The organism is Prauserella marina (assembly GCF_002240355.1).
GTDB classification, from domain to species: Bacteria; Actinomycetota; Actinomycetes; order Mycobacteriales; family Pseudonocardiaceae; genus Prauserella_A; species Prauserella_A marina.
The window spans coordinates 1,042,501-1,067,612 of sequence record NZ_CP016353.1 but is presented as its reverse complement, the minus strand read 5'-3'; the positions used below and the strand labels follow the sequence as shown (position 1 = coordinate 1,067,612).

Here is a 25,112-nt window from a genome sequence, read left to right as displayed (position 1 = left end):
AGCGGCTCAACCGCCCGCCTGCTCGGCATCCTGATAACGCTGCGCGGCGGCATCGAGCTCGGCCAGGGCCTGGCCCTGTGCGTCGAAGTCGCCGGACTGCTGCGCCGACTTGAGCTTGGTCAACGCCGCCTGGATGTCGGCGACCGCCTGCTCAAGGTCGGCATTGTCCCCGCCACCGTTCGCCGGCGGCACGGACTGTTCGTTCGTCTCCGAAGGCGGCGGTGTCGACGTATCGGTCTCGTCATCCGGCACCGCGGGCTCATCCTGCGCCGGTCCTGTCGCGGCTTGGCCGGTGCCCTCACCGAACAAGTCGTCGAGCGCGCCGTTCAGAGTCGAGTCGAACCCGATCTTTCCGCCGTAGGACACCAGAACCCTGGCCAGCTGCGGATAGCTCTGCGCGTTGCGCTGCTGGATGTAGATCGGTTCGACGTAGAGGAATCCACCCGCCACGGGCAACGTCAACTGGTTGCCGTAGATGATGTCCACGCTCTGGTTACCCAGCAGGGTCCTGTCCTGCGTGAACTTCGGATTACTCTGGAACGCGTTCTGGACCTGGACGGGCCCTTCGAGCTGAACGCTGCCGTCCGTCGGCAGTCTCAGCACATTGATCTTTCCGTAGTCGTCGGGATCCGACGACACCGTCACCCATGCCGCGAGGTATTGCCTCGCCAGCGGCGTCAGCGCGCTGGTGAGCTGGAAGGTCGGCTGTTCCTGCCCCGGGGCCTGAGCCAGCATGTAGTACGCGGGCTGCTTCGCGGCGTCGGAGTTCGGGTCCAGCCCGCCTTCCTGCGTCGGGTCTTGCGGCACGTTCCAGAACGTCTGGGTGGAGAAGAACTCCTGCGGGTTCCGGACGTGGTACTTGGTGAGCAGTTCCCGCTGGATCTTGAACATGTCCTCCGGGTACCGGAAGTGCTGCCGCAGTTCCGGCGAGATCTCCGACTCCGACTTCACGGTGTCGGGGAACACGCTTCGCCAGGCCTTCAAGACCGGCTCGTTGTCATCCATCGAGTAGAGGTCGACGTTGCCGTCGAACGCGTCGACGGTGGCCTTCACCGAGTTCCGGATGTAGTTGACCTGGTTGTCCTGCTGGCGCGGAACGCCGCTCAACGAATCCTCGGTGGCGTTGCCGAACGAGGTCCGCTGGGCGTAGGGGTAGTTGTCGAGCGTGGTGTAGCCGTCGACGATCCACTTGATGCGCCCGTCGATCACCGCGGGGTACGGATCGCCGTCGACCGTCAGCCACGGAGCGACCTTCTCGACCCTTTCCCTCGGGTCGCGGTTGTACATGATCTTCGAGCCTTCGCTGATCGCATCGGAGAACAGGATGTTGCGTTCTCCGTACTGCGCGGCGAAAACCAGCCGGTTGAACCAGTTGTCGATCGGCACGCCACCGGTGCCCTGGTAGAGGTAGCTGCGGTCGGTGGCCGTGTCGTACTCGCCGGGAGCCTGCCCCGGCTGTCCGCCGACGATGGCGTAGTCGGTGGCCAGCTCGCCGTAGTAGACGCGCGGCTCGTCGACCTGGATTCCCGATCCGTTGGGGTTCTGGGTGTCACTGGTGCGCGCCAACGGGTATCCGCCGTCGCTGTTGGCACCCTCGATCGCCCTGTCGATCGTGTTGGCTGGGGCTGCGACGAAACCGTTTCCGTGCGTGTACACCAGGTGCCGGTTGATCCAGGTCTGCTGGTTTTCTCTCAGCCCGTTGGTGTTGATCTCCTTCGCGGCGACGATGTAGGACTGCAACTCACCGTCGACCTCGTAGCGATCGATGTCCAGCTTCTCTGGGAATCCGTAGAAGTTCTCCCTGCCGACGCGCTGAGTGAAGGTCGGGCTCAGCACGTTCGGGTCGAGCAGCCGGATGTTCGGGATGGTGCCCTCGTCGGCGCGGATTTCCTGTCCCGTCGCCTCGGATCTGCCGCTGTAATTCTCGTACTCGACATTGTCGAGACCGTATGCAAAGCGCGTCGCGTCCATATTTCGCTGGATCGACGTGGCTTCCTTCTCGTTGGCGTTGGGCCGCACGGAGAACTGCTCAAGAACGGCGGGCCAGGCGACGCCGATGATGACACCGGAGAGGATCAACAGGACGAGCGCGATGGCGGGCAACTGGATGTTGCGCATGAAAGCGCCGACGAAGAACGCGATCGCGCAGAACACGGAAATGCACAGCAGAATCAGCTTCGCGGGCAGTACCGCGTTCAGGTCCGTGTAGGTCGCGCCGGTGAACAGGTCGTTGCGGCTGGAAAGCAGCAGGTTGTACCGGTCCATGAAGTATTCGGCGGCCTTGAAGAGGACGAAAACGCCGATGAGGATGGAGAGGTGAACCCTGGCGGGGCCCGAGATCGCGCCGCCCCTGCCGGCGAGCCGCACCCCGCCGAAGAGGTAGTGCGCGAGCAGGCCGCCGACGAACGCGACCACGATGGCGACGAAGAGCCAGCCGAGCAGCCAGCCGAAGAACGGGAGCTGGAATACGTAGAAGCCGATGTCGTGGCCGAACTGCGGATCGGTCCGGCCGAAGCTCTCGCTGTTCATGAACATCTGGACGACCTGCCAGTTGCCCTGACCGGAGAAGCCCGCGATCAGTCCGGCGATGACAGGAATGCCGATGCCGAACAGTTTCGGGCGCGCCGCGACGACCGTGCGGTACCGCGCGAGCGGATCGTCCGCACCGGAAACCGGCACGAACACCGGCCGGGTCCGGTAGGCGATCAGCAGGCTCACCGCGAGCAGGCCGCCTACCAGCAGGCCGGTCGCCACGAAAAGCACGATTCTGGTGAACAAGATCGTGGTGAAGACACCGCGGGCGCCGACTTCGCCGAACCACAGCCAGTCGACGTAGGTATCAAGGAATCTCGCGCCCAGCAGCAGCATCAGGATTATCGCGGCCGCGATGATCAGCAGGATGCGGGCTCGCCGGGACAGCTTCGGCAGGCTGACTGGGGGCCGGGTGGCCACTACGCACACTCCCGTAATCGATACTGACGTAATCGGGGCGCCAGCGTGGCGAGCGTCCCATGATTACCTAACTGTACGGACACGTCCCCGAGTTCCCGAAACCCCCCAAACCGGGCGGCCCGGTAGGGGACGTCGGAACCTGACACGATGGGCGCCATGACGGAGAGCGAAAAGACTGCGGGGCCAGCGGATGTGTCCGCCCTCGCACGCGAAGTCGAGGAGTTCGTCGCCGCGGCGGGCTGGGACCAGCGCCCCCAGTTGTTCGCGCTCGTCTCGACAGCGGAGTTGCTGCGGCAGCAGCCGGAACTGGCCGGGCAACTCGACGCGGACAGCGCGTTGACGCCGGTCGCCCAGGACGAACTTCCCGAAGACGACCTCGCCGACGCGCTGGCCCGGATCGCCTGGCCGGACGTCGTGCGGGGCTGCGCGCTGGCGCAGGAGATCATCGTGTTGCCGCCCGACGCGGAGGCGGAATTGCCTGCGGTCGACGAGGCGGGCGGAGCGGGCGACATCGAACGCCTCAGGAAGGCGGCTGCCGACCATCCGCGGCGGACCGAGGCCAGGCTTGTCGCCGCGGTGCTGCGTGACGGCTCCGCGTCGTGCGTCATGAGGCTGCGCGGAGTCGACGAAGCCGGCGAGGAAACCGACGAGATCATCGCGCACCCGGAACTCGCGCCGAATCTCGTCGATGCACTGCGCGCGACCCTGCTCCCGTGACCAAACCCGCCACCCTGGCCACTCCCCGGCCACCCCGGAAATAAGCAAGGGAGCTTTGCTGCCGTTTCGCGGCAGCAAAGCTCCCTTGCTCGTTTGACGGTGGCCCGGGTCAGCATGAGGGCGTCGGCCGTCCCTGTCGAAGGTCCTCCAGCGCGGTCACCGCCCCGTCGAGGTTGGAAACCTTGATCAGCTTGAGTCCCTCGGGAGCGGCCGATGCGGCTTCCGCGCAGTTCGCTCGCGGCACGAGGAACACCGTGGCTCCGGCTTCTCTCGCCGCGACCACCTTGAACGAGATCCCGCCGATCGCGCCGACCTCGCCTTTCTCCGTGATCTCGCCGGTCCCCGCCACGTGCTCGCCCGCGACGAGATCCTCAGGGGTGAGCCGGTCGATGATGGCCAGCGCGAACATCAAACCGGCGGAAGGGCCACCGACATCCTCCAGCGAGATGTTGACGTCGAACGGAACATCCGCGCGATCGATCGGCTGCATGCCGACGAAACCCTGTTCTTGCCCCTCGTCCGGATGTTTGCCCAGTGTGATCGTCTCGGTGCGCTGCGGTTGCCCCTCGTGCTCGAAGGTGAGCGACACCGTCTCGCCCGGCCGCGTACCGGCAAGCGCCGAGCGAACGTCGTCCTCATTCGTGATGCGCTCGCCGTTGACGACGACCAATTGATCGCCCGGCTCAAGAACCCGGTCGGCGGGACTGCCCGACACGACCTCCTGCACGATCACCTTGACCGGATAGCCGAGCCTGCGCAGCGCGGCGACCTCCGCGTTGCTCTGCGAATCCTGGAACTGCTTGACGTTCTCCTTGCGGACCTGCTCGTCGGTCTCGCCTGGCCGGAAGTACTCCTCACGCGGCGCGACCGCATACCTGCCGCTGACCCACAGGCCGATCGCCCCGAACAAGGTGACGTTGTCGTTGAGCGAGACGGTGGTCATCCGCAGTTCGCCGTCGGTCTGATAGGTGCGCTGGCCGTCGATCGAGACGACGTCCTCGCCGTTGACAGCGCCGAGCGTGTCGTACGTGGGGCCAGGACCAAGCGCGACGTACGGCACCCGAACCAAAGCTCCTACCAGCACGAACGCGACAATCAAGACACTGCTGCACACGAGCGTCCAGCCCCGCCTGCTGAGCTTTGTCCTTGATCGGCGCGGCTGTTCACCGCCACCGGCCGGCGTCGCCGCCGCCTCGGCCGCGTCGCTCGCCGTCGTGGCTGCTGACGTCGGTGCGTTGTCGCGGGGCTCGCTCACAGGCCATAGCGTACGGTGACGGTTGTCAGGCCATGGTGCAGGTCTCCCCGCGACGCGGCGACCGCCTTCTGACCACGGACCGCGACGGCGGGCTTGCCTCCGGGCAGCCACGGCCCTGGCCTTCCGCGTACGGTGGTGATATGAGCAACCCACCGTTCGGGTTCGGTCTTCCCGACCCTGATAAGCGTCGTGAAAACGAGCCGTCGAACTCCGGCGGCGAACAGCCTGGCTCAGGCGCCGACGCGTTCCAGCAGTTGGGGCAGATGCTCAGCCAGCTCGGCCAGATGTTGAGCCAGGCAGGCACGTCGTCGGGTCCGGTCAACTACGACCTGGCGAAGCAGATCGCGATGCAACGCCTCAACGACAAGGGCGGCGACAAGATCGGCTTCGGCCCCGAGGACAAGTCGGGCGACAGCGCGGTACGCGACGCGGCCCATCTCGCCGAACTGTGGCTGGACGAGGCGACCATCCTGCCCGCGGGCGCATCCACCACCGCGGCGTGGTCCGCTCGCGACTGGGTGGACAAGACCCTGCCCACCTGGCAGCGCCTCTGTGACCCGGTCGCAAAACAGGTGTCGAGCGCGTGGATGCAGGCGCTTCCGGAGGAGGCGAAGCAGGCTGCAGGGCCGCTGCTTTCCATGGTCGGCCAGATGGGCGGCATGGCCTTCGGTTCCCAGCTCGGAAACGCACTGGCCGAGCTCGCCTCGGAAGTCCTCACCTCCACCGACGTCGGGCTCCCCCTCGGTCCTGCTGCCACTTCGGCTCTGCTTCCGGCGAACATCGAGAAATTCACCGAGGGTCTTGAACGGCCGAGCAGCGAAGTCGTCGTATTTCTCGCCGCGCGCGAAGCGGCCCACCAGCGACTTTTCGCCCACATTTCATGGCTGCGGCAGCGGCTGCTCGCCACGGTCGAGGAGTTCGCCAACGGCATCACGGTCGACACCTCGGCGCTGGAGCAACTGGCCGGCCAGGTCGACCCGAGCAACCCTGCCAGCATCGAACAGGCCATGTCTTCGGGACTGCTGGAGCCGCAGACCACCCCGGAACAGCAGGCCGCGCTCGGCAGGCTGGAGACCCTGCTCGCACTGGTCGAAGGCTGGGTCGATGTCGTCGTGGCCGAGGCCGTCGGGGATCGCCTCCCCGGCGCCGACGCGCTGAGGGAAACGCTGCGCAGGCGCAGGGCGACCGGCGGCCCGGCCGAGCAGACCTTCGCGACCCTCGTCGGTCTCGAACTGCGGCCCAGGCGCATGAGGGCGTCGTCGGCACTGTGGAAGCTGGTCGGCGATCAGCACGGCATGGACAAGCGTGACCAGCTGTGGTCACACCCTGACCTGATGCCCACCGCCGACGACCTCGACGATCCGCTGGAGTTCTCGGAACGCCTCGGCGGCAACGGAGCGGGAGGCGACGACCTCGACCCGATCGCCGAACTCGAACGCACCCAGCGCGCTGAGGAGCGGGCCAAGTCCGAAGAGCAGGCCAAAGACGACTCCACCGACCCGGGCGACCCTGACGAGGGCAAGGGCAAGGCGGACTGACCGTCAGTCCGCTCCTTCCACCCCCGTCATCGCCAGCCCCTCCGCGGCGGACAGGCCCTCCAGATAACCGATGGCACGCTCCGTTTTCGGGTAGCGCCGCACGAGCGCCCAGAACCGGGCGTTGTGCTGCGCTACCCGCAAATGCGCGAGTTCGTGCACGAGGACGTAGTCGAGTACCCACGAGGGCACCGTCTGCAGACGCTCGCTGACGCGGATCGTGCGATCGACCGGAGTACACGACGCCCACCGGGTTCGCATGGGCGGAACCCAGCGCACACTGGCCGGCTTCGCGGTGCCGTCGAGGTACCGCCCCGACAACTCCGCACAGCGCATCAGCAGGGCTTCGTCGGAGGCCCTCGCGGGCGAGGCCCTCTTGTTTTCCGTCCGCTGCAGCTTGCGCTGCATCTCGGCGACCCAGTGCTCTTCCTCCGCCCTGCTCATCTTCGCCGGGATGAGCACGACAAGAGTGTCACCGTCTCGGTAGGCGGTGACAGTACGGCGGCGGCGCGCGCTCCGCCGCACCTCGATCTTCTGTTCGGGGACGGGAGACTGGCGCGTGTTCTTGTCCCGATTCCTCAATGAGGGAACCCGTGCTTCGGCCACCCAACCACCGTAAGGGCAGGGACCGACATCTCGGATGGCTGCAACGTCACATCAATATGGTTGTCCACAGAAAGGTTCGCTTGTGGACAAGTCTTTGCATTCTGGGTGCACGCTGAGCAAATAATTGTCACCCTTAGCAACATGACTGATTCGCTACGCGACGTGATCATTCCACGACGGCCACGGATTCTCCCCGGCCTCGACGTTCTCGAACGGCAGGCCGACGAACTCCAGTTCGGTCTCGATCCTCGGCATGCCGTCAGAGCGCCGGGCTTACCGCCGATCCTCATGGACATCCTGCGCAACCTCGACGGCACCCGGAGCACCAAATCGCTACTTACGCTCGCCAAGAGCGAACACGCGGAACGTCTCAGGGAATTGCTCACCGGCCTTACCCGGCGCGGTTTGATCGAGGAAGCGGAGCCGTCCTCACAGTCGCACTCCCGCAACGACGAACCCGATCTGTGGTCCTTGGCTGTGGGCAGGAAACGGCGCGACACCGTGGCCCAGCGAGCTCACTGCGCCGTGGTCGTGCATGGCGGCGGCAGGCTGGCCGCGGCCGTCACCACACAGCTCGCCACGGCGGGCGTCGGGCACATCGACGCCGAGGCGAGAGGTCATGTCACGCCCGACGACCTCGGTTCCGGCTTCACCGACCGGCACGTCGGCATGTCGCGCAGGCAGGCGATCGCCGACACCGCGCGCAGAGCGAACCCCCGCGTCAGAACGGGGCGGCTGAGAAAGAACCAGCTTCCCGACCTCGTCGTACTGACCGACGCCGTGGTACCCGCTCCCGAGGTCGTCAGCGAACTCATGTCGGATGGCATCCCGCACCTCGTCGTCAAGGTGCGGGACGGTATCGGCATCGTCGGCCCGCTGGTACTGCCCGGCCGAAGTAGTTGCCTGCGTTGCGCCGACCTGCACCGCACATCGCTGGACGCCTGCTGGCCGAGAGTCGCCGGGCAACTCGCCGGCCGCTACCAGCGGGCCGATCTGAGCGACGTGTACGCGGCGGCCGCACTCGCCGCCGGGCAAGCACTGCGCATCCTGTTCCCCGAAGACGACCCTCCGCCAAGCTGGAACGGCACCCTGGAGATCAACTGCCACGCGGGCACGATGATGCGCAGAGACTGGATCCCTCACCCGCACTGCGGCTGCGGCGCGCGCTGAACTACGACGACCTACGTAACAGTCCTCTACGCTCACAATCGGCTGCGGAAGAAGTGATCGACAAGGCAGAATCGCCGTGTGACCGACTTCCGCGACTCCACCGACGACCGGGCTGACGCCGTAATGCCACGCCGGACCGCCGCGCGGACAGCCAAGCTGGCCAGTCTTCCGCTCGGCATGGCCGGCCGTGCCGTCGGCGGCTGGGGCCGCCGGTTGACCGGGCACAGCGCGGAGGAAGTCAACGCCGCGCTGTCGGCCAAAGCCGCGGAACAGCTCTTCGAAGTCCTGGGCACGCTCAAAGGCGGGGCCATGAAATTCGGCCAGGCTTTGAGCGTCTTCGAGGCAGCTGTACCGGACGAGCTGGCCGCTCCCTATCGCGAGGCGCTCACCAAGCTACAGGCCGCGGCGCCACCCATGGCCACCCGGCAGACACACCGGGTGCTTGCCGAACAGCTCGGCAAGACGTGGCACCGGCGGTTCGCCGAGTTTGACGACACCCCCGCGGCTTCGGCCAGCATCGGCCAGGTCCACCGCGCCGTGTGGCACGACGGCCGGGAAGTCGCGGTCAAGGTCCAGTACCCCGGCGCCGATGAGGCACTTCGCAGCGACCTGCGGCAACTCCAGCGCTTCAGCAGGCTGTTCCAAGCACTGGCTCCTGGCGCTGAGGTCAAGCCGTTGCTGGCCGAACTCGCGACCAGGATGGACGAGGAACTCGACTACCGCACGGAGGCGAACAACCAGCGCGCCTTCGTCAAGGCATTCGACGGCGACGACGACGTGCTGATTCCCAAGGTCGTGGCAAGCGCACCCAAAGTCGTTGTGACGGAATGGGTTTCCGGCACTCCCCTCTCCCTGATCATCGCCGATGGCACCACGGAGCAACGCAACGAGGCAGGCCGGCTTCTGGCCGAGTTCCACTACTCCTCGCCCACGCGTGCACATCTACTTCATGCCGACCCTCATCCCGGTAACTTCATGATCCTCGACGACGGGCGTATCTGCGTCATCGACTTCGGAGCCACCGCACATCTGCCCGATGGCGCGCCACCCACGCTGGGCGTGATCATGCGGCTGGCTCTCGAAGGCCGGTCGACTGAGCTGCTCGACGTCTTGCGCACCGAAGGTTTCGTCCGCCCCGGAACCGAGATAGATGCCGAGGACGTCTACGCATACCTCCTTCCACTGGTCTCACCGCTCACCGAGGAACGGTTTCACTTCACTCGCCGCTGGGCCCAGAAACAGGCCCTGCGCATGGGCGATATTCGCGGCCAGGACTTCCGTACCGGACGATCGCTCAACCTGCCGCCGCACTGGTTGCAGATCCACCGGGTTACTGCTGGGGCCATCGGCATTCTGTGCCAGCTTGATGCCGAATTGGCTCTGCGCTCCATTGTTGCGCATTGGCAACCGGGATTCGCGCCCTGAGGCCGAGTTATCCACAGTTTTGGCTCGATTGCCGCAAAGTCACCACTCGCTGCACTGATTTATCCACATTTCGCGTACCTACTCCCGCTCCGCGAAGATTTCGGTCACGCTCGAATTCGTGACGACAACACATCTGGTGCCGCGGACCATCCCGACGGCCATCGACAACATCATCTCGGTAACCGAGCTTCGCGCCGGCGGCCTTTCCGAACGTGCGATCACGGCGCGATGCCGCCCCGAAGGACCGTGGCGACGGCTTCTGCCTGGAATCGTTCTCACTGCTCCCGGCGAACCGACGCGGCGGCAGATGGAACGCGCTGCCACCGCGTATCTTCGTGGAGACGGTGTCATCTCGGGCGTCGACGCCCTGGTGGCGCATGGTCTCGACCTGCCACGACCGCCGACCGTTCACGTACTGGTTCCGGCAAGGAGACGAGTCCTGCCACCGGAGTTCCTGCTGCTGGAACGAACATCACGACCACCAGATCCGGTCTGGATCGACGGACTTCCTTACGCGCCACCAGAACGAGCCGCGCTCGATGCCGCTCGCCGCGAACACGATCCTGATCTGCTGCGCGACTTGTTGACGTTGCCCGTGTACTACGGGTTGTGCACCCTGGATCAACTCGGGGACGAATTGGACGCAGGCAACCAGCGTGGTTCGTCCGCGGTACGTGCCGAGCTACGCAACATCGGAGAGCAGGCGGATACCGGTGTACATGGCATGGCCAGGCAGACACTGACGGAAGCTCCGCTGCCGCCGCCCCGGTGGAACATCACGGTGTGCGACCGGCTGGGCAAGCCGATCGGCCAGGTCGACGCGTGGTGGGACGAGGTGGGCATGGGGTGGCAACTGAGCCCCGCAGACGAGAAGCCAGACACTCGGTTGGCGTTGACGGCGGCCGGGGTCATCGTCGTGCGCACGTCGGCGCACCGGCTTCGTACCGAGCGGCGTACGGTCATCCTCGAGCTGACCAGTGCGTTCAGCAGGGCCACGATCCGGCCACGTCCACATGTGCGGTGCGAGATCGCCGAGACGGCGGCATGACTAGCGCCAGTGTTCGCGAGCGAGTTTGCCTTCGATGTCACGGATGTGAGTTCGCGCGCAAGCTGGACACAGCCAACGAGCCTGTCCTTGCGCTTGCTCGCGTACCCACGACATCGAAGCCACGGTGTCTTGAATGTCCCGCCGTGTCGCGCACTCGGAGCAGGCGACGGCAGAACCGTCGTTCACGCTCGCCGCCCTAGAAACACCGTTCTGGCCATCAGCACGTACAGGTCGTCGCGGGCTCCGAGGAACTCGGGCGCCTGGGGATCGAGCACCCGCCGCAATGTGTCTCGATCCGGCTCGCTGATGTGGTCGGCGGCCATCTCGGCCAGCCACTCGATCCGTTCCAGCACGTACTCACGAACCGTAGGGTTCGTGGGAGCAGGCCAGTCGAGGAGGTAACTGAACGCATTGACATCGCGGAGTTCGGCCCGCCGCAAAGCCGTCGTCCATCCATACGGCATGGACACCACCTCGGGCATCGTGGCACGAAGTTGTTCGAACCACCGGTCGCGGACGGCGTTGAGACGAAGCTCCAGTCCAGGTTCACCGACACCGAGATCCCAAGGCAGGCAACGAGGGTCGAGGCCGCCTTCGGCCACCGCGAGCACGCCACCTGAGCGAAGACCCGCTGCCAGCCGGTCGATCGCTCCCTGTTGGTCCGGTAGGTGATGGATCACCGCGGAGGCCCAGATCAGGTCGGCCGACGGAGCCAGCGCACGCAACTCCTCGGCTCCCACGTCCACCGTAATGGTCTGTACCCGCACGGTGGGTCCACCCGCGACAGCTGCGGCCTCGTGCGCCGCCACCAGGAGTTCGTCGACCGCGTCGACAAGGACGAGGACGCCACCGCCTCGTTGTTGAAGCTCAGCCGCGATGGCGGCGCTCATGCCCCCGGAACCAGAACCGACGTCGACGACTGTCGGCTGCTCGGGCAAGTCCGAGGTAAGACGGCTCGCCACCGATGCGAGAACATCTCGCTCAAGCAAGTCGAGCCTGCGCATAGCTTTCAGCCGAGCGCCCCAGTCGATGTCGTCGTGTGTATGCGCGGACACGAGAACATTCAACACCATCAGGGCGGACATCCGCGGGTGGGAAGCGACCTCCCCGGCGCTTCCCACCCGTGGCGCGGTCTATCGGCGGTAACGTCGAGAACGTCTCGCCGCCCACCTGGACACCCGGTCCCAGCGACGTGCGGCTCTGGCGAACCGTACTGTCTGCTGTTCCTCGACTATCTGGTGGAACTCACGTATTCGGGCTCTCGCCAGCTCTTCATGAAGCAACATTCGGGTCATCTCCTTGGTCATGTTCGGCGCGAAACTCGGCCGGCAGGGCGCTGTGTGCTCGTCGGCGCCCATGGGGATCTCATGAAATTCGGTGCTGGTCATGCCGCACTCCGTTGCGTTGCCTGGGATTGTTCGACGACGGGGTTCTTCCTGGGCCGTCCCCGCGGCCGCTTCCGTGCCACGATGACTCCCCTTTCGAAGATCTCGCCGCCCCATACTCCCCAGGGCTCACGTCGGGCCTGTGCTCCCGCGAGGCAAGCCGCTCGGACCGGACAGTCGCCGCAGAGCAGCTTTGCCCTTTCGAGCTCCGCGGGAGTGTCCGCGAACCACAGGTCCGCGTCACCCGATTGGCAGGGCAGGGTGAAGGCCGGAGACGACACGGCGGCGTCGAGTAGTTCAGCGACGCCTGTGCTTCCGGCCAACTCCTCGGTTAGCGCCTCCTCTGACGCGAAGGCGGTTGCCGATGGCATTTCCCGTTCTCCTTTGTGTTGTAAGGGTTTCTTCGGAACTAAAACGTGCCCGAAACAGCAAGAAGGCCGCGGATCCGATGTACGGTTCCGCGGCCTTCGTGAGCCTTTACCCTTGACGGGGCTGTCATGGGCATCTCTCACTTGGGCACAACGGAACCCAGTACTGCTTCAGGGTCGGCAGGGCGAAGATCGGGCCGAACACACGGTTCTCGGCCCTTTCAGCAACACCGGCGGCCTTATCGGCCGCGATGACATCCACGCCACGGGCGTGGGCCTCAGCCTTGACGTAACCGGCGTGCGGCATGCCGAAGCGCCGACGCGCGATCATGACCGTCCCAGCGGTCGCGGACAGCGAGGTGCCAGCGTTGCCGATCTGCTTGGTGATCTCCATGCTTGACACCTCCTCACTCCGTCCGTGGGTCCGCCGCAGCCGCGGCGACCTCAACAAGTTTTCCACCCAGGATTGCAGGCTATTCTCCTGCCCCCTGGCGGGGCAACTGATTTTCCCGAAGTTTCCCCCTAGCGGGGAAAGAACCGAGCTGACCTGCGACTATCCCTACTGAGACACACTGGGCGACTACTCAGCGTCGCTGGCTTTGACCACGGCAAGGATCTCCGCTCCGAACCGGTCGAGTTTGGTCGCGCCGATGCCCGATATCGAGACGAGCGCGCTGTCGTCAGTGGGCCGCTGCTCGGCGATCGCGACGAGCGTGGCGTCGGTGAATACGACGAACGCGGGGACCTTGAGTTCGCGCGCCCGCTCGACCCGCCACTCCTTGAGCCGCGTCAGCAAGTCCTCATCCACGTCGGCTGGGCACTTCCCGCACCGGCCGAGCTTGATGTCCATCGTCGCGATGAGCGCGCAGCCACACACTCTGCATCGCACTTTGGGCCCGGTCGAGGTGGCCTTGGCGCGAGCGACGCGCGCGGCGGGGTGTCCCTCGGGGACGAGGCCGTACAGGAACCGGCTTCGCCTGCGATTGCGCCTGCCGCCGGGATTCCGGGAGAGCGCCCAGCTCAACGAGAGGTACTCCCGCGCGCGGGTGACGCCGACATAGAAGAGCCGTCGTTCCTCCTCGATGGCCTCGTCGTCACCGTCGGCGTGCAGGATCGGCATGGTTCCCTCGGCGAGCCCGACGAGGAACACCGCGTCCCATTCGAGGCCCTTCGCCGCGTGCAACGACGCCAGGGTGACTCCCTCGACCGTGGGCGGATGCTGGGCGGCCGCCCGCTGGTCGAGCTCGGACACGTACTTGGCCAGAGTCGCACCCTCCACGGCCGTCGCGAGTTCTTCGGCGAGCTCGACGAGGGCAAGCAGCGCATCCCAGCGTTCCTTCGCGGCGCCACCTGGCGGAGGCTGTTCGGTCAAGCCGACCGTTGCCAGCACCTTCCGTACAAGGATCACCAGGTCGCCTCCCGGATCCCCCGCGGCCGCGGTACGCAACGCCGCGACGGCTTGCCTTACTTCTCTGCGGGCGAAGAATCGCTCACCGCCCTTCACCAAGTAGGGAATCTCGGCCTCGGACAGGGCTTGTTCGTAAACCTCGGACTGCGCGTTGATCCGGTAGAGCACGGCGATCTCACTCGCGGCGACCCCGGTGTCGAGCAGTTCCCTGATCCGGCCCGCGGCCGCGTTGGCCTCGGCGACCTCGTCGTCGTATTCGGCGAAGCGAGGTGGTGGCCCGTCCGCGCGCTGCCCGATGAGGCTGAGCCTTGAGCCCGCGGGCCTGCCTCTCGCCGCGCCGATGACCTTGTTGGCCAGTTCGACGACCTGTGGGGTTGACCGGTAGTCCCGCTCAAGGCGTACCACGGTGGCGTGGGGGAAGCGGCGCGTGAAATCCAGCAGCGGACGCGGTGACGCGCCACCGAAGGAGTAGATCGTCTGGTTGGCGTCGCCGACGACGGTCAGGTCGTCCCTGCCACCGAGCCACGCGTCGAGGAGCCGCTGCTGGGACGGTGTGACGTCCTGGTACTCGTCGACGACGAAGCAGCGGTACCGGTCGCGGAATTCCTCGGCGACTCCCCTGTGCTCCTCAAGTGCGGCGGTGGTGTGCAGAAGGAGGTCGTCGAAGTCGAGGAGCTGGGCTTCGTTCTTGATCCGCTCGTATCCGCGATAGAGCTCGGCGAGCCGCTCGGCGGACTCGGGGATGTCCCTGCTGAGGCGCGCCACCGTTGCCGGGTAGTCGTCGGGGCTGATGAGGGACGCCTTCGCCCATTCGATCTCACTGGCGAGATCGCGGAGCACTTCGAACTCGGTCGGCAGACCGAGCCGGTGAGCGGCTTGGCCGACCAGGCGGAGCTTGTTCCCTTCGATGAGGTCCCATTGCCGGTCGCCGACGACCCGTGGCCAGAAGTACCGGAGTTGTCGCAGCGCCGCGGCGTGAAAGGTGCGGGCCTGTGCGGCGTCGACGCCGAGTGGCCGCAGCCGGGATCGCAGTTCACCAGCCGCCCGCGCGGTGAAGGTGACCGCGAGAACCTGGCCTGCCGCGACGTGGCCGGTGTTGACCAGGTAAGCGATGCGATGAGTGATGGTTCTCGTCTTGCCGGTGCCCGCGCCAGCGAGCACGCATACGGGCCCCCGAGGTGCGCAGGCGGCGGCGCGTTGTTCCGGATCGAGACCTTCGAGGAGGTCTGCACGACGGTTTGACGCAAGCACACTTCCCACTGCCGCATCCTCGCAGAGGGGGCCGACGGAGCCACGCTCGCCTGGCCGCCCGTATCCTGGTTAATTATGGCGGAGAAGCTGGACAAAGAGGCTGCCAAGCAGGCCAAGAAAGAAAAGCGCGCGGCTGGCAAGGCGAAGCGTGGGCAGATCTTTCAGGCGTTCAAGATGCAGCGCAAGGAAGACAAGGCGCTGATCCCGTGGATGCTGGGGTCGTTCCTGGTCGTCGGTGGTGCGGTGTTCGCACTCGGCTGGCTGATCAACATTCCGTGGTTGTTGTTGCCGATCGGCATCATGCTCGGCCTGCTCGCCGCCGTGATCATCTTCGGACGGCGAGTGCAGAAGACGGTGTTCAGCAAAGCCGACGGTCAGCCGGGAGCCGCGGCGTGGGCGCTGGACAACCTTCGTGGCCGCTGGAGGGTGACGCAGACAGTCGCCGCGACCACTCAACTGGATGCAGTGCACCGGGTTCTCGGCGGGCCCGGTGTCATTCTCGTCGCCGAAGGCGCTCCGCATCGCGTGAAGAACCTGCTGGCCCAGGAGAAGAAGCGAATCTCGCGGCTCATCGGCGAGACCCCGATCTACGACCTCACCGTGGGTAATGACGAGGGTCAGGTTCCGTTGCGGAAGCTACAGAACTACATGATGAAGCTGCCGCGAAACCTCAAGCCCAAGCAGGTCGACGCGCTGGAAGCCAAGCTCTCGGCCCTGGGCACCCGCGGCGCGGCCATGCCGAAGGGCCCCATGCCCCAAGGCGCCAAGATGCGCAACGTCCAGCGCACGATCCGTCGCCGCTGACTCACCTCCCGCCTCCAACCGTGAGCAAGGGAGCTTTGCTGCCGTCCGCCGGCAGCAAAGCTCCCTTGCTCACTGCGATGGCCCGAAAACTGTCGGTGGTCGCTCGCATGATGTGCGGGTGACTCGAAGACCCTTGCTCGACCATGCCAACCTGCGCGAACGATTCCCCGGGGGCGTCGCGCCACGGGCGACGCTCGTCGCGCTCGGCATGTCGCACGCCGCCATTTCCCGCCTCTGCCGCCCCGGCGGCCCATGGCGCCGCCCCATTCCCGGGGTTGTCGTTCTCGCCAACAACGCTCCCACTCGCCACCAACGCAACTGGGCCGCACTCACCCACGCGGGGCGGAACGGCATGCTCACCGGTGTCGCGGCCGCTCGCCTCCACGGCATCGTTCGCCTCCCACCCGATACCCGGGTGCACGTTCTCATCCCCCACGAACGCCGAGTAGCCAGCCGCGGGTTCGCGACGATCGAGCGCACAATCCACCTCCCCGACCCGGTGGCCATCAACGGTGTGCCCGTGGCGCCGCTGGCCCGGGCGCTGGTCGACGCGGCGAGGCGCATGGACAGTCTCCGCGCCATCCGGGAGATGATCGCCGACGCGGTCCAACGTCGTCTGTGCACTCCTGCCGAACTGCGGCGTGAACTCGACCAGGGCTCCACGATCGGGTCGGCACTTCCGAAGATCGTGATCAGCGAAATGGAGCGTGGCGTTCGCGCGGCCGCCGACTCGTGGGCGGCGCGTGCGGTCAAGCGTGGTGGTCTGCCCGCTCCTGAATGGAACGCGGAGGTCCGCGATGACACCGGCGCGGTCCTCGGGACCGCCCAGGCGTTCTGGCCGAACGTCGGACTGGCTTGGGAAGTCGATTCGCCCGATTTCCATCTCACCAGCGCCGGCTACCAGGCGACGACCAGCAGGCTCGCACGGTTCACCTCAGCCGGCATCGTCGTAGTCCAGACCCGCCCGGCTCGGCTTCTCCGGAATCCGGACGCGGTCCTCGGCGACCTGCGCCAAGCGTTCGACAGGCCTACCAGCCGACCGCCACCCGCGGCGAGGAACGATCCGGACACGTAGCCCAGGTCAGCGCATTTGGACGACGACGGTGTTGGTCAGCCGATCGTGCCAGCCGCGATTGTCAGCATTGCGCACGGCGGCTGGAATGATGAGAAACGTCAGAATTGTGCGCACGACAGCTCGCCATGCGCCCACCAATTTCGCTCCATCGAGCCTCGCGACGCGGAGGCCGAACATAGCCATTCCGGGCGTGAAACCGGCGATCGCCGCGGGAACTATCGTGATAAAGGCCCACACCGCGAGAGACCACAGGTTGTATTCCTGCATACGGGCCAAATTCTCGTAGTCAGGGCGAATGAAAATGGAGGTCAGCAGAGACGCGACAATCAGATCGGCGAGAAGCGCGACGAAGCGTCGCCCACTGCCCGCGACGGCACCGATTCCGTCCTGCGGTAACCCTAAGTGTTCACCTGGCCACCGAGGCGGTTCTTGATCGCCGGCGTATCCACCGGCGGAAAGCGACGAAAGCCACTCACCAGTCCATCTTGCCACTCGTCCAGGGTAGGCGGGCGACGGAATCAAGGCCCGCCCGGCCTCCTAATCCGATATCCGCCAACCCGTTAACATCGGCGAAACATACGGGTGACGGTCGGGCAACACCACGCTTTTAGCGTTAGCCGAAGAGAGTACTGCCGCCGGCAACGAACGTGAAGGAGTCACCGAGGGTGTCCACTACTCCAGACGATGTCCTGCGTCTCATCGCAGACGAGGATGTGCAATTTGTCGACGTGAGGTTCTGTGACCTGCCGGGTGTCATGCAGCACTTCACGGTCCCCGCAAAGGCTTTCGACGCGGACGCCTTCGAGGAAGGTCTTGCATTCGACGGCTCGTCGGTTCGCGGCTTCCAGTCGATTCACGAATCCGACATGCTGCTGCTGCCCGACGCCGCTACGGCTCGCATCGACCCGTTCCGCAAGAGCAAGACGGTGTCGATCAACTTCTTCGTGCACGACCCGTTCACGCGTGAGGCGTACAGCCGCGACCCACGAAACATCGCGCGCAAAGCCGAGCAGTACATCGCCGAGTCCGGCATCGCCGACACGGTGTTCTTCGGCCCCGAAGCCGAGTTCTACACCTTCGACTCGATTCGTTTCGACTCGACCGAGCACGGCTCGTTCCACGAAATCGACTCGGTCGAAGGCTGGTGGAACACCGGACGTGAAGAAGAAGGCGGCAACAAGGGCTACAAGACCAAGTACAAGGGCGGCTACTTCCCTGTTCCGCCGGTCGACCACTTCGCCGATCTGCGCGACGACATCGTGAACACGCTCGCCGCCTCCGGCTTCGAGATCGAGCGTGCTCACCACGAAGTCGGCACGGCCGGCCAGGCAGAGATCAACTACAAGTTCAACACGCTGCTGCACGCCGCCGACGACCTGCAGTTGTTCAAGTACATCGTGAAAAACGTGTCCTTCGCGGCCGGCAAGACGTCCACTTTCATGCCCAAGCCGCTGTTCGGCGACAACGGCTCCGGTATGCACTGCCACCAGTCGTTGTGGAAGGACGGCGTGCCGCTGTTCTACGACGAGTCGGGTTACGCGGGGCTTTCCGACACCGCCCGCCACTACATCGGCGGCATTCTTGCCCACGCCCCGAGCCTGCTGGCATTCACCAACCCGACGGTAAACTCCTATCACCGGCTCGTACCCGGCTTCGAGGCTCCAGTCAGCCTGGTCTATTCGCAGCGCAACCGCTCCGCCTGCGTGCGTATCCCGATCACAGGCAGCAACGCGAAGGCAAAGCGGATCGAGTTCAGGTGCCCCGACTCGTCGGGCAACCCGTACTTGGCGTTCGCCGCGATGATGATGGCCGGTATCGACGGAATCAAGAACAAGATCGAGCCGGCCGAGCCCATCGACAAGGACCTCTACGAGCTTCCTCCCGAGGAGGCGAAGAACGTCAAACTGGTCCCCGGCGATCTGGGATCCGTGCTCGACACTCTTGAAGCCGACCACGACTACCTGCTCGAAGGGGGCGTCTTCACCCCCGATGTGATCGAGACGTGGATCAGTTACAAGCGGGAGCACGAGATCGACCCGCTGCGGTTGCGTCCGCACCCCTACGAGTTCGCGCTTTACTACGACGTGTAACCCGAACCGTCGGTCAGGCGACGCCGGTGACGAGGAGCGGAAACGCCCTCGCCACCGGCGTTTCTTTTCGTGAGCATGCTGTCGGCGGACGACGTCCTCACGCGCCGGACAGAAGGTCGACGTCGACCCCCGCTTCCTCAAGCCGGGTACGTGGCTCCGCCACGAGTTTGCGGCGTTCCAGATCCATCAGGCCGAGAGTGGCCGTGATTTCGGCTGACAGCGTGCCGTCCAGCTTGTAGATGTTGGAGTCCATCCGAAAGGTCTTGCCGTCACCGAATTTGACCTCGCAGGTCACGTCGACAGCGTCGCCCGCGCGCAGTTCCCGGCGAAAGCTGATGTGCGATTCCAGCATGACGGACGCCAACCGAGCCGCCTGCAACCCGCCCTTCAGGGCTCCCGCACGCTCCATGAGCTCGACCCGGGCGACCTCGGCATAGCCGTGGTAGACGGTGTGGTTCAGGTGTCCAAGGCTGTCCAACTCGTAGTGCCGCACCTTGAGCTGGACGCGAAACGATTCATGCTCAGTCACACGACCCACTTTAGGTTCGGCCCACTCCTCCTCCGCGAACGGGAGCAAGGGAGCTTTGCTGCCGTCCGGCGATAGCAAAGCTCCCTTGCTCTCGCCCAGGTAGCGGCGGTCGAGGGTTTATCGGTCACGACTCATAGAAGAGGCGCTCGACGACAGCGTGTGCGCGGCGTGTGGTGCGGCGGTAGGAGTCGAGGAACTCGCCAGGGTCGTCGTCCGCCGAGTAGCCGAAGATGCGGGCGGCGGCCGCCAATTCACGCCCGGAGGTCGGAAGTTGATCGACGGGCTTGCCGCGCACGAGCATCGCGACGTTGCGAGCCCGCGTTGCCAGCAACCACGCTTCCGTCAGGGAGTTGATTTCAGCCTCATCCGCGAGCCGCGCTTCGGCGGTGGCACGCAACGCCGCCAGTGTGGACGGCGTTCGCAACCCGGGAACCTCGTGTGCATGGCGCAGTTGCATGAGTTGCACCGTCCATTCCACGTCCGCAAGCCCGCCCCTGCCGAGTTTGGCGTGGGTCGTCGGATCGGCGCCCCTCGGCAGGCGCTCTGTCTCGACTCGCGCCTTGATTCGCCGCACTTCACGTATCCGGGAAGGGTCGAGGCCGCCTTCGGGGTATCGGAAACGGCCTATGGCCGCGATGAACCGGGCGCCCAGATCGTCGTCCCCTGCCACAAAGCGCGCCCGCAACAACGCTTGCGCTTCCCACACCTCGCCCCAACGCGAGTAGTAGGCGAGATAGGAATCGAAGGTCCGGACAAGCGGCCCGCTGCGCCCCTCAGGCCGCAGATTGGCGTCGACCTCCAGTGCCGGATCCTGTGAGGGGGCGCCGAGTACCTGCCGGACCGTTTCGGCGACAGACGTGGCGAACTTCAACGCCTCACTGTCACTGGCGCCGTTGGCCCGCTCGCACACGAATAGCACGTCGGCATCAGAACCGTAGCCCAGTTCGGCTCCGCCGAGACGTCCCATTCCGATGACGGCGATCCTCGCGGGCTCGCTCCCGATGTCAGCGCTCTTCTGCCGGATCGACGCCGCCAACGCGCTCTGCAACACAGCCGCCCACACCGACGACAGCGCGCCGCACACGGCGGGAACATCCAGCAGGCCGAGCAGATCCGCACACGCGACACGAAGAAGTTCATGCCGTCGCAACGATCTGGCCGCGGTGACGGCGGCTTTGAGCCCCGGCTGCCGCCGCGCCGCCGCCCGCAACGACGTCGCCACTTCTTCCGGTGTCCGCGCGGTGAGCCGCTCGGACTCGCCAAGCATGTGCAGGACCTCGGGTGCCCTGACAAGCAGATCGGGAACGAGCTTCGACGTTCCCAGCAGCATCGCCAACTGTTCGACGACAGCGGCCTCGTCACGGAGAACGCGTAGATACCACGGGGTATCGGCCAACGCTTCCGACACTCGCCGGTAGGCGAGGAGACCGCCGTCGGGGTCAGGTGTATCGGCGAGGAGATCCAGCAGCATGGGCAGTAAAGCCTGCTGAATCGCGGCGCGCCGGGAAACGCCCGAGGTAAGAGACCGGATGTGCTGCAAGGCGCCGTCCGGCGCCGCATAGCCAAGGGCGTGGAGCCGACTCTTCGCCTGGTCGGTAGTGAGCCGGAGGACGGCGGTGGGGACTCTCGCTACCGCTTCCAGCAGCGGTCGGTAGAACAGCTTCTCGTGCAATCGGCGAACACGCTGGACGTGTCTGCGGTACTCCGCGACGAGATGAGCGGCTTCGGATTTTCCGCGTAGTGGGCGCACTCCGCTCGCCCTGGCGAGCCAGCGCAATTGTGCGCTGTCATCGAATTCGGGGAACAGGTGCGTTCGCAGCAGTCCCCGTAGCTGCAACCGGTGTTCGAGAGTGCGAAGGAACTCGTAGGACACCCGAAGTTCGACAGCATCAGCCCGCCCCACGTAGCCGCCCGCTCCGAGCTCCTCCAACGCTTCTATCGTTGAAGCCGATCGAATCGCGGTATCGACGCGGCCGTGCACGAGCTGTAGGAGCTGCACGGCGAACTCCACGTCGCGAAGGCCGCCGCGGCCGAGTTTCAGTTCTCGGTCGGCGATGTCAGCGGGTACGTGGCGCTCGACCCTGCGACGCATCTGCTGGACATCGGTCACGAAGTTCTCTCGCGCGGACGCCGACCAGACCATGGGGGCGACAAGTTCCGTGTACCGGTTGCCGAGTTCGACATCGCCTGCGACTGGTCTCGCCTTGAGCAGAGCTTGAAACTCCCACGTACGAGCCCATTTCTGGTAATAGGCCTCGTGGCCCTCAAGAGTGCGAACAAGTGCGCCCGCTTTGCCCTCCGGGCGTAACGCGGCATCGACCTCGAAACAGGCTCTGCCGACGATGCGCATCATCGCCGCGGCCAACCGAGTCGCGATCTGGAGGTCACCCTCGCCGACGAAGACGACGTCGACGTCGCTGACGTAATTCAGTTCGCGGCCGCCGCATTTTCCCATCGCGATGACGGCCAGAGTGGCGCCTGTCGGGCCGCGCAGTTCCTGTTCGGCGACGCCAAGACCGGCTCGTAGCGCGGCATCGGCGAGCTGCGTGAGCGCGCCTGTCGTTTGCGCGTAGGAGGGCTGGTCGAGAGCGGGGTCGACGGTATGCGCGAGATCGTCGGCGGCGATCTCCAGGAGCAACCCGCGATACGCCTTGCGGAGAGCTTGTTCCGCCGCGGCGCCGGTCAGGGAGGCGCCATCGTGCGCCATCGCTTGAGTGAGTTCGGCGGTGTATTCATCGCTGGGGGTGCCGGATCCCGCTGTCAGCCTGCGCCATTCTTCCGGTGTGTTGACGAGAAAGTCAGCCAGTGCGCCCGAGGTGCCCAGCACGGCGAACAGTTGGGCACGCAATACGGGATCAGCTCGCAGGGCACGAGACAACTCGGGCCAACCGGTCTCGTCGGCAGTCTTGATCCGGTCGATAGCCCGCAGTGCGAGATCCGGGTCCGGCGCCCGGGAGAATGCCGTCAGTATCTGCTCGCAACCGGGCACGGGTCCTGCTTCGTCCCAGAACCCGAGCATTCGCAGGTCCGCGGCGGCTCGCTCGTCGGTGAAGCCGAACCTCGCCGCCGAAGCGGTCGGTCGTGCACGCTCTACCATCGCCCACCACCGTAGTCAGCTGGACATGACAGCCACACCAAACCCGCCGTGCGTGAGCAAGGGAGCTTTGCTGCCGCGTGGCGGTAGCAAAGCTCCCTTGCTCGCAGGGTGGGAGGTCATACCAAGGGGAGGGTGTGGGGCTGGTCGGTCGCCGGTTCGATATCGCCTGCCGCGAGGCGGACGAATCGCTCCGCGAAAGGTTGCCAGGTCTCGGCGATATCGGCATGTGCCTCAGCCAGTCTTTCGTCGGTGAAAGCGCCTTCGGACGCGCTCGCCGCGACGTCCGGCGCACTTTTGACCCACTCACGGACCACATCGGGCGTGGTTTCTATATGGAACTGGAGTGCGTACCCACAGCGGCCATACCGGTAAGCCTGATTCGGATAACGGGGCGACGACGCCAGCAGTTCTGCCCTCACGGGGAGCCGGTCGATGACATCCTGGTGGAATTGCAGCACATCCTGCATCAACGGCAGGTCCGCGAACAGCGGATCCTTCCAAGCCGCGTCCTTCTTCGCGACGAGACTCGCGCCGGCCTCCGGGCCGTCTTGGCCCGGAGCCACCTTCCCTCCCGTGGCGACGGTGAGAAGCTGCGCCCCGAGGCACACCCCGAGAGTCGGCAGATTGGCGCCGACGGCCTCCCTCAGCAGGCGCCGTACATCGGCCAGCCACGGATAACGCGTATCATCCTCGGCGTTCATCCCGCCCCCGAGACACACCAGTCCCTGGTAGCCAGCAAGATCAGCAGGCAAGGCATCGATCGGCGGTAGACGCACATCCAGTTCCGCACCCGCCTCGGCGAACCACTCACCAAGCGGTCCGACAGGGTCTGAGGCGTCAGGCTGAATGACCAGCAGTCGCGGCATACTCACCCGACCCAGCCTACGGGGTCCGGGAGCGCGATTCTCGATCCGCGGACCGCCATTCTTACCGGCGACGTGGAGACTCACACACGATCACCGAAAGAACGCCTTCTTCAAGGAAACGAAGACAAAAAAAAGAGGGCCGAGAATCGCTGTTCAGCGATTCTCGGCCCTCTTCTCAATTTTTGTTCGGCGGTGTCCTACTCTCCCACACCCCTTCGGGTGCAGTACCATCGGCGCTGGTGGGCTTAGCTTCCGGGTTCGGAATGGGACCGGGCGTGGCCCCACCGCTATGACCACCGAAACACTATGAAACAAACACACACCCCGGGTTCCACCACTGTGGTGGGGTGGGTGTGGTGTTTCAGAATCGTAGAGTGAGTGCGTAGCAGCTTTGTGGGCAAGTCCTCGGCCTATTAGTACCAGTCCACTCAATAACACATTACTGCGCGTCCATGTCTGGCCTATCAACCCAGTGGTCTACTGGGAGCCTTAACCCACAACGGGGTGGGAGACCTCATCTAGGAACAGGCTTCCCGCTTAGATGCCTTCAGCGGTTATCCCTTCCGAACGTAGCTAACCAGCCATGCCACTGGCGTGACAACTGGCATACCAGAGGTTCGTCCGTCCCGGTCCTCTCGTACTAGGGACAGCCTTCCGCAAGTCTCCTGCGCGCGCGGCGGATAGGGACCGAACTGTCTCACGACGTTCTAAACCCAGCTCGCGTGCCGCTTTAATGGGCGAACAGCCCAACCCTTGGGACCTACTCCGGCCCCAGGATGCGACGAGCCGACATCGAGGTGCCAAACCATGCCGTCGATATGGACTCTTGGGCAAGATCAGCCTGTTATCCCCGGGGTACCTTTTATCCGTTGAGCGACACCCCTTCCACCAGGAGGTGCCGGATCACTAGTCCCTACTTTCGTACCTGCTCGACCTGTCAGTCTCACAGTCAAGCTCCCTTGTGCACTTACACTCAACACCTGATTGCCAACCAGGCTGAGGGAACCTTTGGGCGCCTCCGTTACTCTTTGGGAGGCAACCGCCCCAGTTAAACTACCCACCAGGCACTGTCCCTGAACCGGATCACGGTCCGAAGTTAGATTCCCCATTCGACCAGAGTGGTATTTCAAGATTAACTCCACCAACACTAGCGTGCCAGCTTCACAGTTTCCCACCTATCCTACACAAGCCGAACCGAAAACCAATACCAAGCTATAGTAAAGGTCCCGGGGTCTTTCCGTCCTGCCGCGCGAAACGAGCATCTTTACTCGTAGTGCAATTTCGCCGGGCCTGTGGTTGAGACAGCCGGAAAGTCGTTACGCCATTCGTGCAGGTCGGAACTTACCCGACAAGGAATTTCGCTACCTTAGGATGGTTATAGTTACCACCGCCGTTTACTGGCGCTTAAATTCTCAGCTTCACCCCCCGAAAGGAGTTAACCGGTCCTCTTAACGTTCCAGCACCGGGCAGGCGTCAGTCCATATACCTCGACTTGCGTCTTCGCATGGACCTGTGTTTTTAGTAAACAGTC

19 protein-coding genes and 2 rRNA genes (1 of these 21 running past the window's edge) are annotated in these 25,112 nt (G+C 65.0%); 8 read left to right on the top strand and 13 right to left on the bottom strand.

The features are described from left to right. Window positions 1–6: 6 nt before the first annotated feature. Window positions 7–2,952, bottom strand: coding sequence for a UPF0182 family protein (locus BAY61_RS04800; RefSeq protein ID WP_091810778.1), 2,946 nt, complete (start codon window positions 2,950–2,952; stop codon window positions 7–9). 156 nt (window positions 2,953–3,108) lie between these two features. On the opposite strand from BAY61_RS04800, the gene BAY61_RS04795 reads away from it, so the two are divergent. Continuing rightward, window positions 3,109–3,669, top strand: a complete 561-nt coding sequence (locus BAY61_RS04795; RefSeq protein WP_091810779.1) for a PPA1309 family protein — start codon at window positions 3,109–3,111, stop codon at window positions 3,667–3,669. A 109-nt stretch (window positions 3,670–3,778) separates the two neighbouring features. Here the strand turns inward: BAY61_RS04795 and BAY61_RS04790 are convergent, their stop codons facing one another. Beyond that, window positions 3,779–4,924 (bottom strand): YlbL family protein, encoded by a 1,146-nt coding sequence (locus BAY61_RS04790; protein WP_091810780.1) that lies wholly within the window; start codon window positions 4,922–4,924, stop codon window positions 3,779–3,781. A 140-nt stretch (window positions 4,925–5,064) separates the two neighbouring features. Between BAY61_RS04790 and BAY61_RS04785 the strand changes: the two genes are divergently transcribed. Continuing rightward, a complete protein-coding gene (locus BAY61_RS04785) occupies window positions 5,065–6,462 on the top strand; it encodes a zinc-dependent metalloprotease (RefSeq protein WP_091810781.1) in 1,398 nt (465 codons plus the stop codon). Window positions 6,463–6,465: 3 nt separating this feature from the next. Here the strand turns inward: BAY61_RS04785 and BAY61_RS04780 are convergent, their stop codons facing one another. Then, on the bottom strand, window positions 6,466–6,990 hold the full coding sequence (locus tag BAY61_RS04780) for a M48 metallopeptidase family protein (protein ID WP_091810798.1): 525 nt from the start codon (window positions 6,988–6,990) through the stop codon (window positions 6,466–6,468). A 216-nt stretch (window positions 6,991–7,206) separates the two neighbouring features. Between BAY61_RS04780 and BAY61_RS04775 the strand changes: the two genes are divergently transcribed. The 3 genes from BAY61_RS04775 (at window position 7,207) to BAY61_RS04765 (ending at window position 10,708) form a co-directional block, all read left to right on the top strand. Further along, window positions 7,207–8,235, top strand: coding sequence for a hypothetical protein (locus BAY61_RS04775; protein WP_091810782.1), 1,029 nt, complete (start codon window positions 7,207–7,209; stop codon window positions 8,233–8,235). Window positions 8,236–8,313: 78 nt separating this feature from the next. Then, window positions 8,314–9,660 carry an ABC1 kinase family protein gene (locus tag BAY61_RS04770; RefSeq protein WP_091810783.1) on the top strand — a complete coding sequence of 449 codons (1,347 nt, stop codon included), beginning with the start codon at window positions 8,314–8,316 and terminating at the stop codon, window positions 9,658–9,660. A 118-nt stretch (window positions 9,661–9,778) separates the two neighbouring features. After that, window positions 9,779–10,708, top strand: coding sequence for a type IV toxin-antitoxin system AbiEi family antitoxin domain-containing protein (locus tag BAY61_RS04765; RefSeq protein WP_091810784.1), 930 nt, complete (start codon window positions 9,779–9,781; stop codon window positions 10,706–10,708). 182 nt (window positions 10,709–10,890) lie between these two features. Here BAY61_RS04765 and BAY61_RS04755 read toward each other — a convergent pair whose 3' ends face one another. From BAY61_RS04755 to BAY61_RS04740, 4 genes are all read right to left on the bottom strand, one after another. Then, entirely contained in the window at window positions 10,891–11,763 is an 873-nt protein-coding gene (locus BAY61_RS04755) for a class I SAM-dependent methyltransferase (protein ID WP_091810799.1), read from the bottom strand. 329 nt (window positions 11,764–12,092) lie between these two features. After that, window positions 12,093–12,464 carry a WhiB family transcriptional regulator gene (locus tag BAY61_RS04750; protein ID WP_091810786.1) on the bottom strand — a complete coding sequence of 124 codons (372 nt, stop codon included), beginning with the start codon at window positions 12,462–12,464 and terminating at the stop codon, window positions 12,093–12,095. Window positions 12,465–12,588: 124 nt separating this feature from the next. After that, window positions 12,589–12,855, bottom strand: a complete 267-nt coding sequence (locus BAY61_RS04745; protein WP_091810787.1) for a hypothetical protein — start codon at window positions 12,853–12,855, stop codon at window positions 12,589–12,591. Window positions 12,856–13,041: 186 nt separating this feature from the next. Next, window positions 13,042–15,129, bottom strand: coding sequence for an ATP-dependent DNA helicase UvrD2 (locus BAY61_RS04740; RefSeq protein WP_091810788.1), 2,088 nt, complete (start codon window positions 15,127–15,129; stop codon window positions 13,042–13,044). Between the two features lie 66 nt (window positions 15,130–15,195). Between BAY61_RS04740 and BAY61_RS04735 the strand changes: the two genes are divergently transcribed. Both BAY61_RS04735 and BAY61_RS04730 read left to right on the top strand, forming a co-directional pair. Further along, a complete protein-coding gene (locus BAY61_RS04735; protein WP_091810789.1) occupies window positions 15,196–15,924 on the top strand; it encodes a DUF4191 domain-containing protein in 729 nt (242 codons plus the stop codon). Window positions 15,925–16,042: 118 nt separating this feature from the next. Continuing rightward, entirely contained in the window at window positions 16,043–16,999 is a 957-nt protein-coding gene (locus BAY61_RS04730) for a hypothetical protein (RefSeq protein WP_091810800.1), read from the top strand. Window positions 17,000–17,005: 6 nt separating this feature from the next. On the opposite strand, the gene BAY61_RS04725 is transcribed toward BAY61_RS04730, so the two are convergent. Further along, window positions 17,006–17,491, bottom strand: coding sequence for an RDD family protein (locus tag BAY61_RS04725; RefSeq protein ID WP_091810790.1), 486 nt, complete (start codon window positions 17,489–17,491; stop codon window positions 17,006–17,008). A 173-nt stretch (window positions 17,492–17,664) separates the two neighbouring features. Here BAY61_RS04725 and glnA point away from each other — a divergent pair, with 173 nt between their 5' ends. Continuing rightward, entirely contained in the window at window positions 17,665–19,089 is a 1,425-nt protein-coding gene (glnA, locus tag BAY61_RS04720) for a type I glutamate--ammonia ligase (RefSeq protein ID WP_091810791.1), read from the top strand. Between the two features lie 97 nt (window positions 19,090–19,186). On the opposite strand, the gene BAY61_RS04715 is transcribed toward glnA, so the two are convergent. From BAY61_RS04715 to BAY61_RS04695, 5 genes are all read right to left on the bottom strand, one after another. Then, complete coding sequence (locus BAY61_RS04715) at window positions 19,187–19,618, bottom strand: acyl-CoA thioesterase (protein WP_170140340.1); 432 nt, start codon at window positions 19,616–19,618, stop codon at window positions 19,187–19,189. Between the two features lie 124 nt (window positions 19,619–19,742). Next, complete coding sequence (locus tag BAY61_RS04710; protein ID WP_091810792.1) at window positions 19,743–22,715, bottom strand: bifunctional [glutamine synthetase] adenylyltransferase/[glutamine synthetase]-adenylyl-L-tyrosine phosphorylase; 2,973 nt, start codon at window positions 22,713–22,715, stop codon at window positions 19,743–19,745. A 116-nt stretch (window positions 22,716–22,831) separates the two neighbouring features. Further along, window positions 22,832–23,581, bottom strand: coding sequence for a type 1 glutamine amidotransferase (locus BAY61_RS04705; protein WP_091810802.1), 750 nt, complete (start codon window positions 23,579–23,581; stop codon window positions 22,832–22,834). 184 nt (window positions 23,582–23,765) lie between these two features. Continuing rightward, a 5S ribosomal RNA gene (rrf, locus tag BAY61_RS04700) occupies window positions 23,766–23,882 on the bottom strand. A 92-nt stretch (window positions 23,883–23,974) separates the two neighbouring features. Beyond that, window positions 23,975–25,112: ribosomal RNA gene (locus BAY61_RS04695) — 23S ribosomal RNA — on the bottom strand (it continues 1,999 nt past the right edge of the window).

What these genes read in the sequence shown, in the direction of transcription:
- BAY61_RS04795 (WP_091810779.1), top strand. Translation starts at nt 3,109, where the DNA reads ATGACGGAGAGCGAAAAGACTGCGGGGCCAGCGGATGTGTCCGCCCTC.
- BAY61_RS04785 (WP_091810781.1), top strand. Translation starts at nt 5,065, where the DNA reads ATGAGCAACCCACCGTTCGGGTTCGGTCTTCCCGACCCTGATAAGCGT.
- BAY61_RS04775 (WP_091810782.1), top strand. Translation starts at nt 7,207, where the DNA reads ATGACTGATTCGCTACGCGACGTGATCATTCCACGACGGCCACGGATT.
- BAY61_RS04750 (WP_091810786.1), bottom strand. Translation starts at nt 12,464, where the DNA reads ATGCCATCGGCAACCGCCTTCGCGTCAGAGGAGGCGCTAACCGAGGAG.
- BAY61_RS04745 (WP_091810787.1), bottom strand. Translation starts at nt 12,855, where the DNA reads ATGGAGATCACCAAGCAGATCGGCAACGCTGGCACCTCGCTGTCCGCG.
- BAY61_RS04735 (WP_091810789.1), top strand. Translation starts at nt 15,196, where the DNA reads ATGGCGGAGAAGCTGGACAAAGAGGCTGCCAAGCAGGCCAAGAAAGAA.
- BAY61_RS04710 (WP_091810792.1), bottom strand. Translation starts at nt 22,715, where the DNA reads ATGGTAGAGCGTGCACGACCGACCGCTTCGGCGGCGAGGTTCGGCTTC.
- BAY61_RS04705 (WP_091810802.1), bottom strand. Translation starts at nt 23,581, where the DNA reads ATGCCGCGACTGCTGGTCATTCAGCCTGACGCCTCAGACCCTGTCGGA.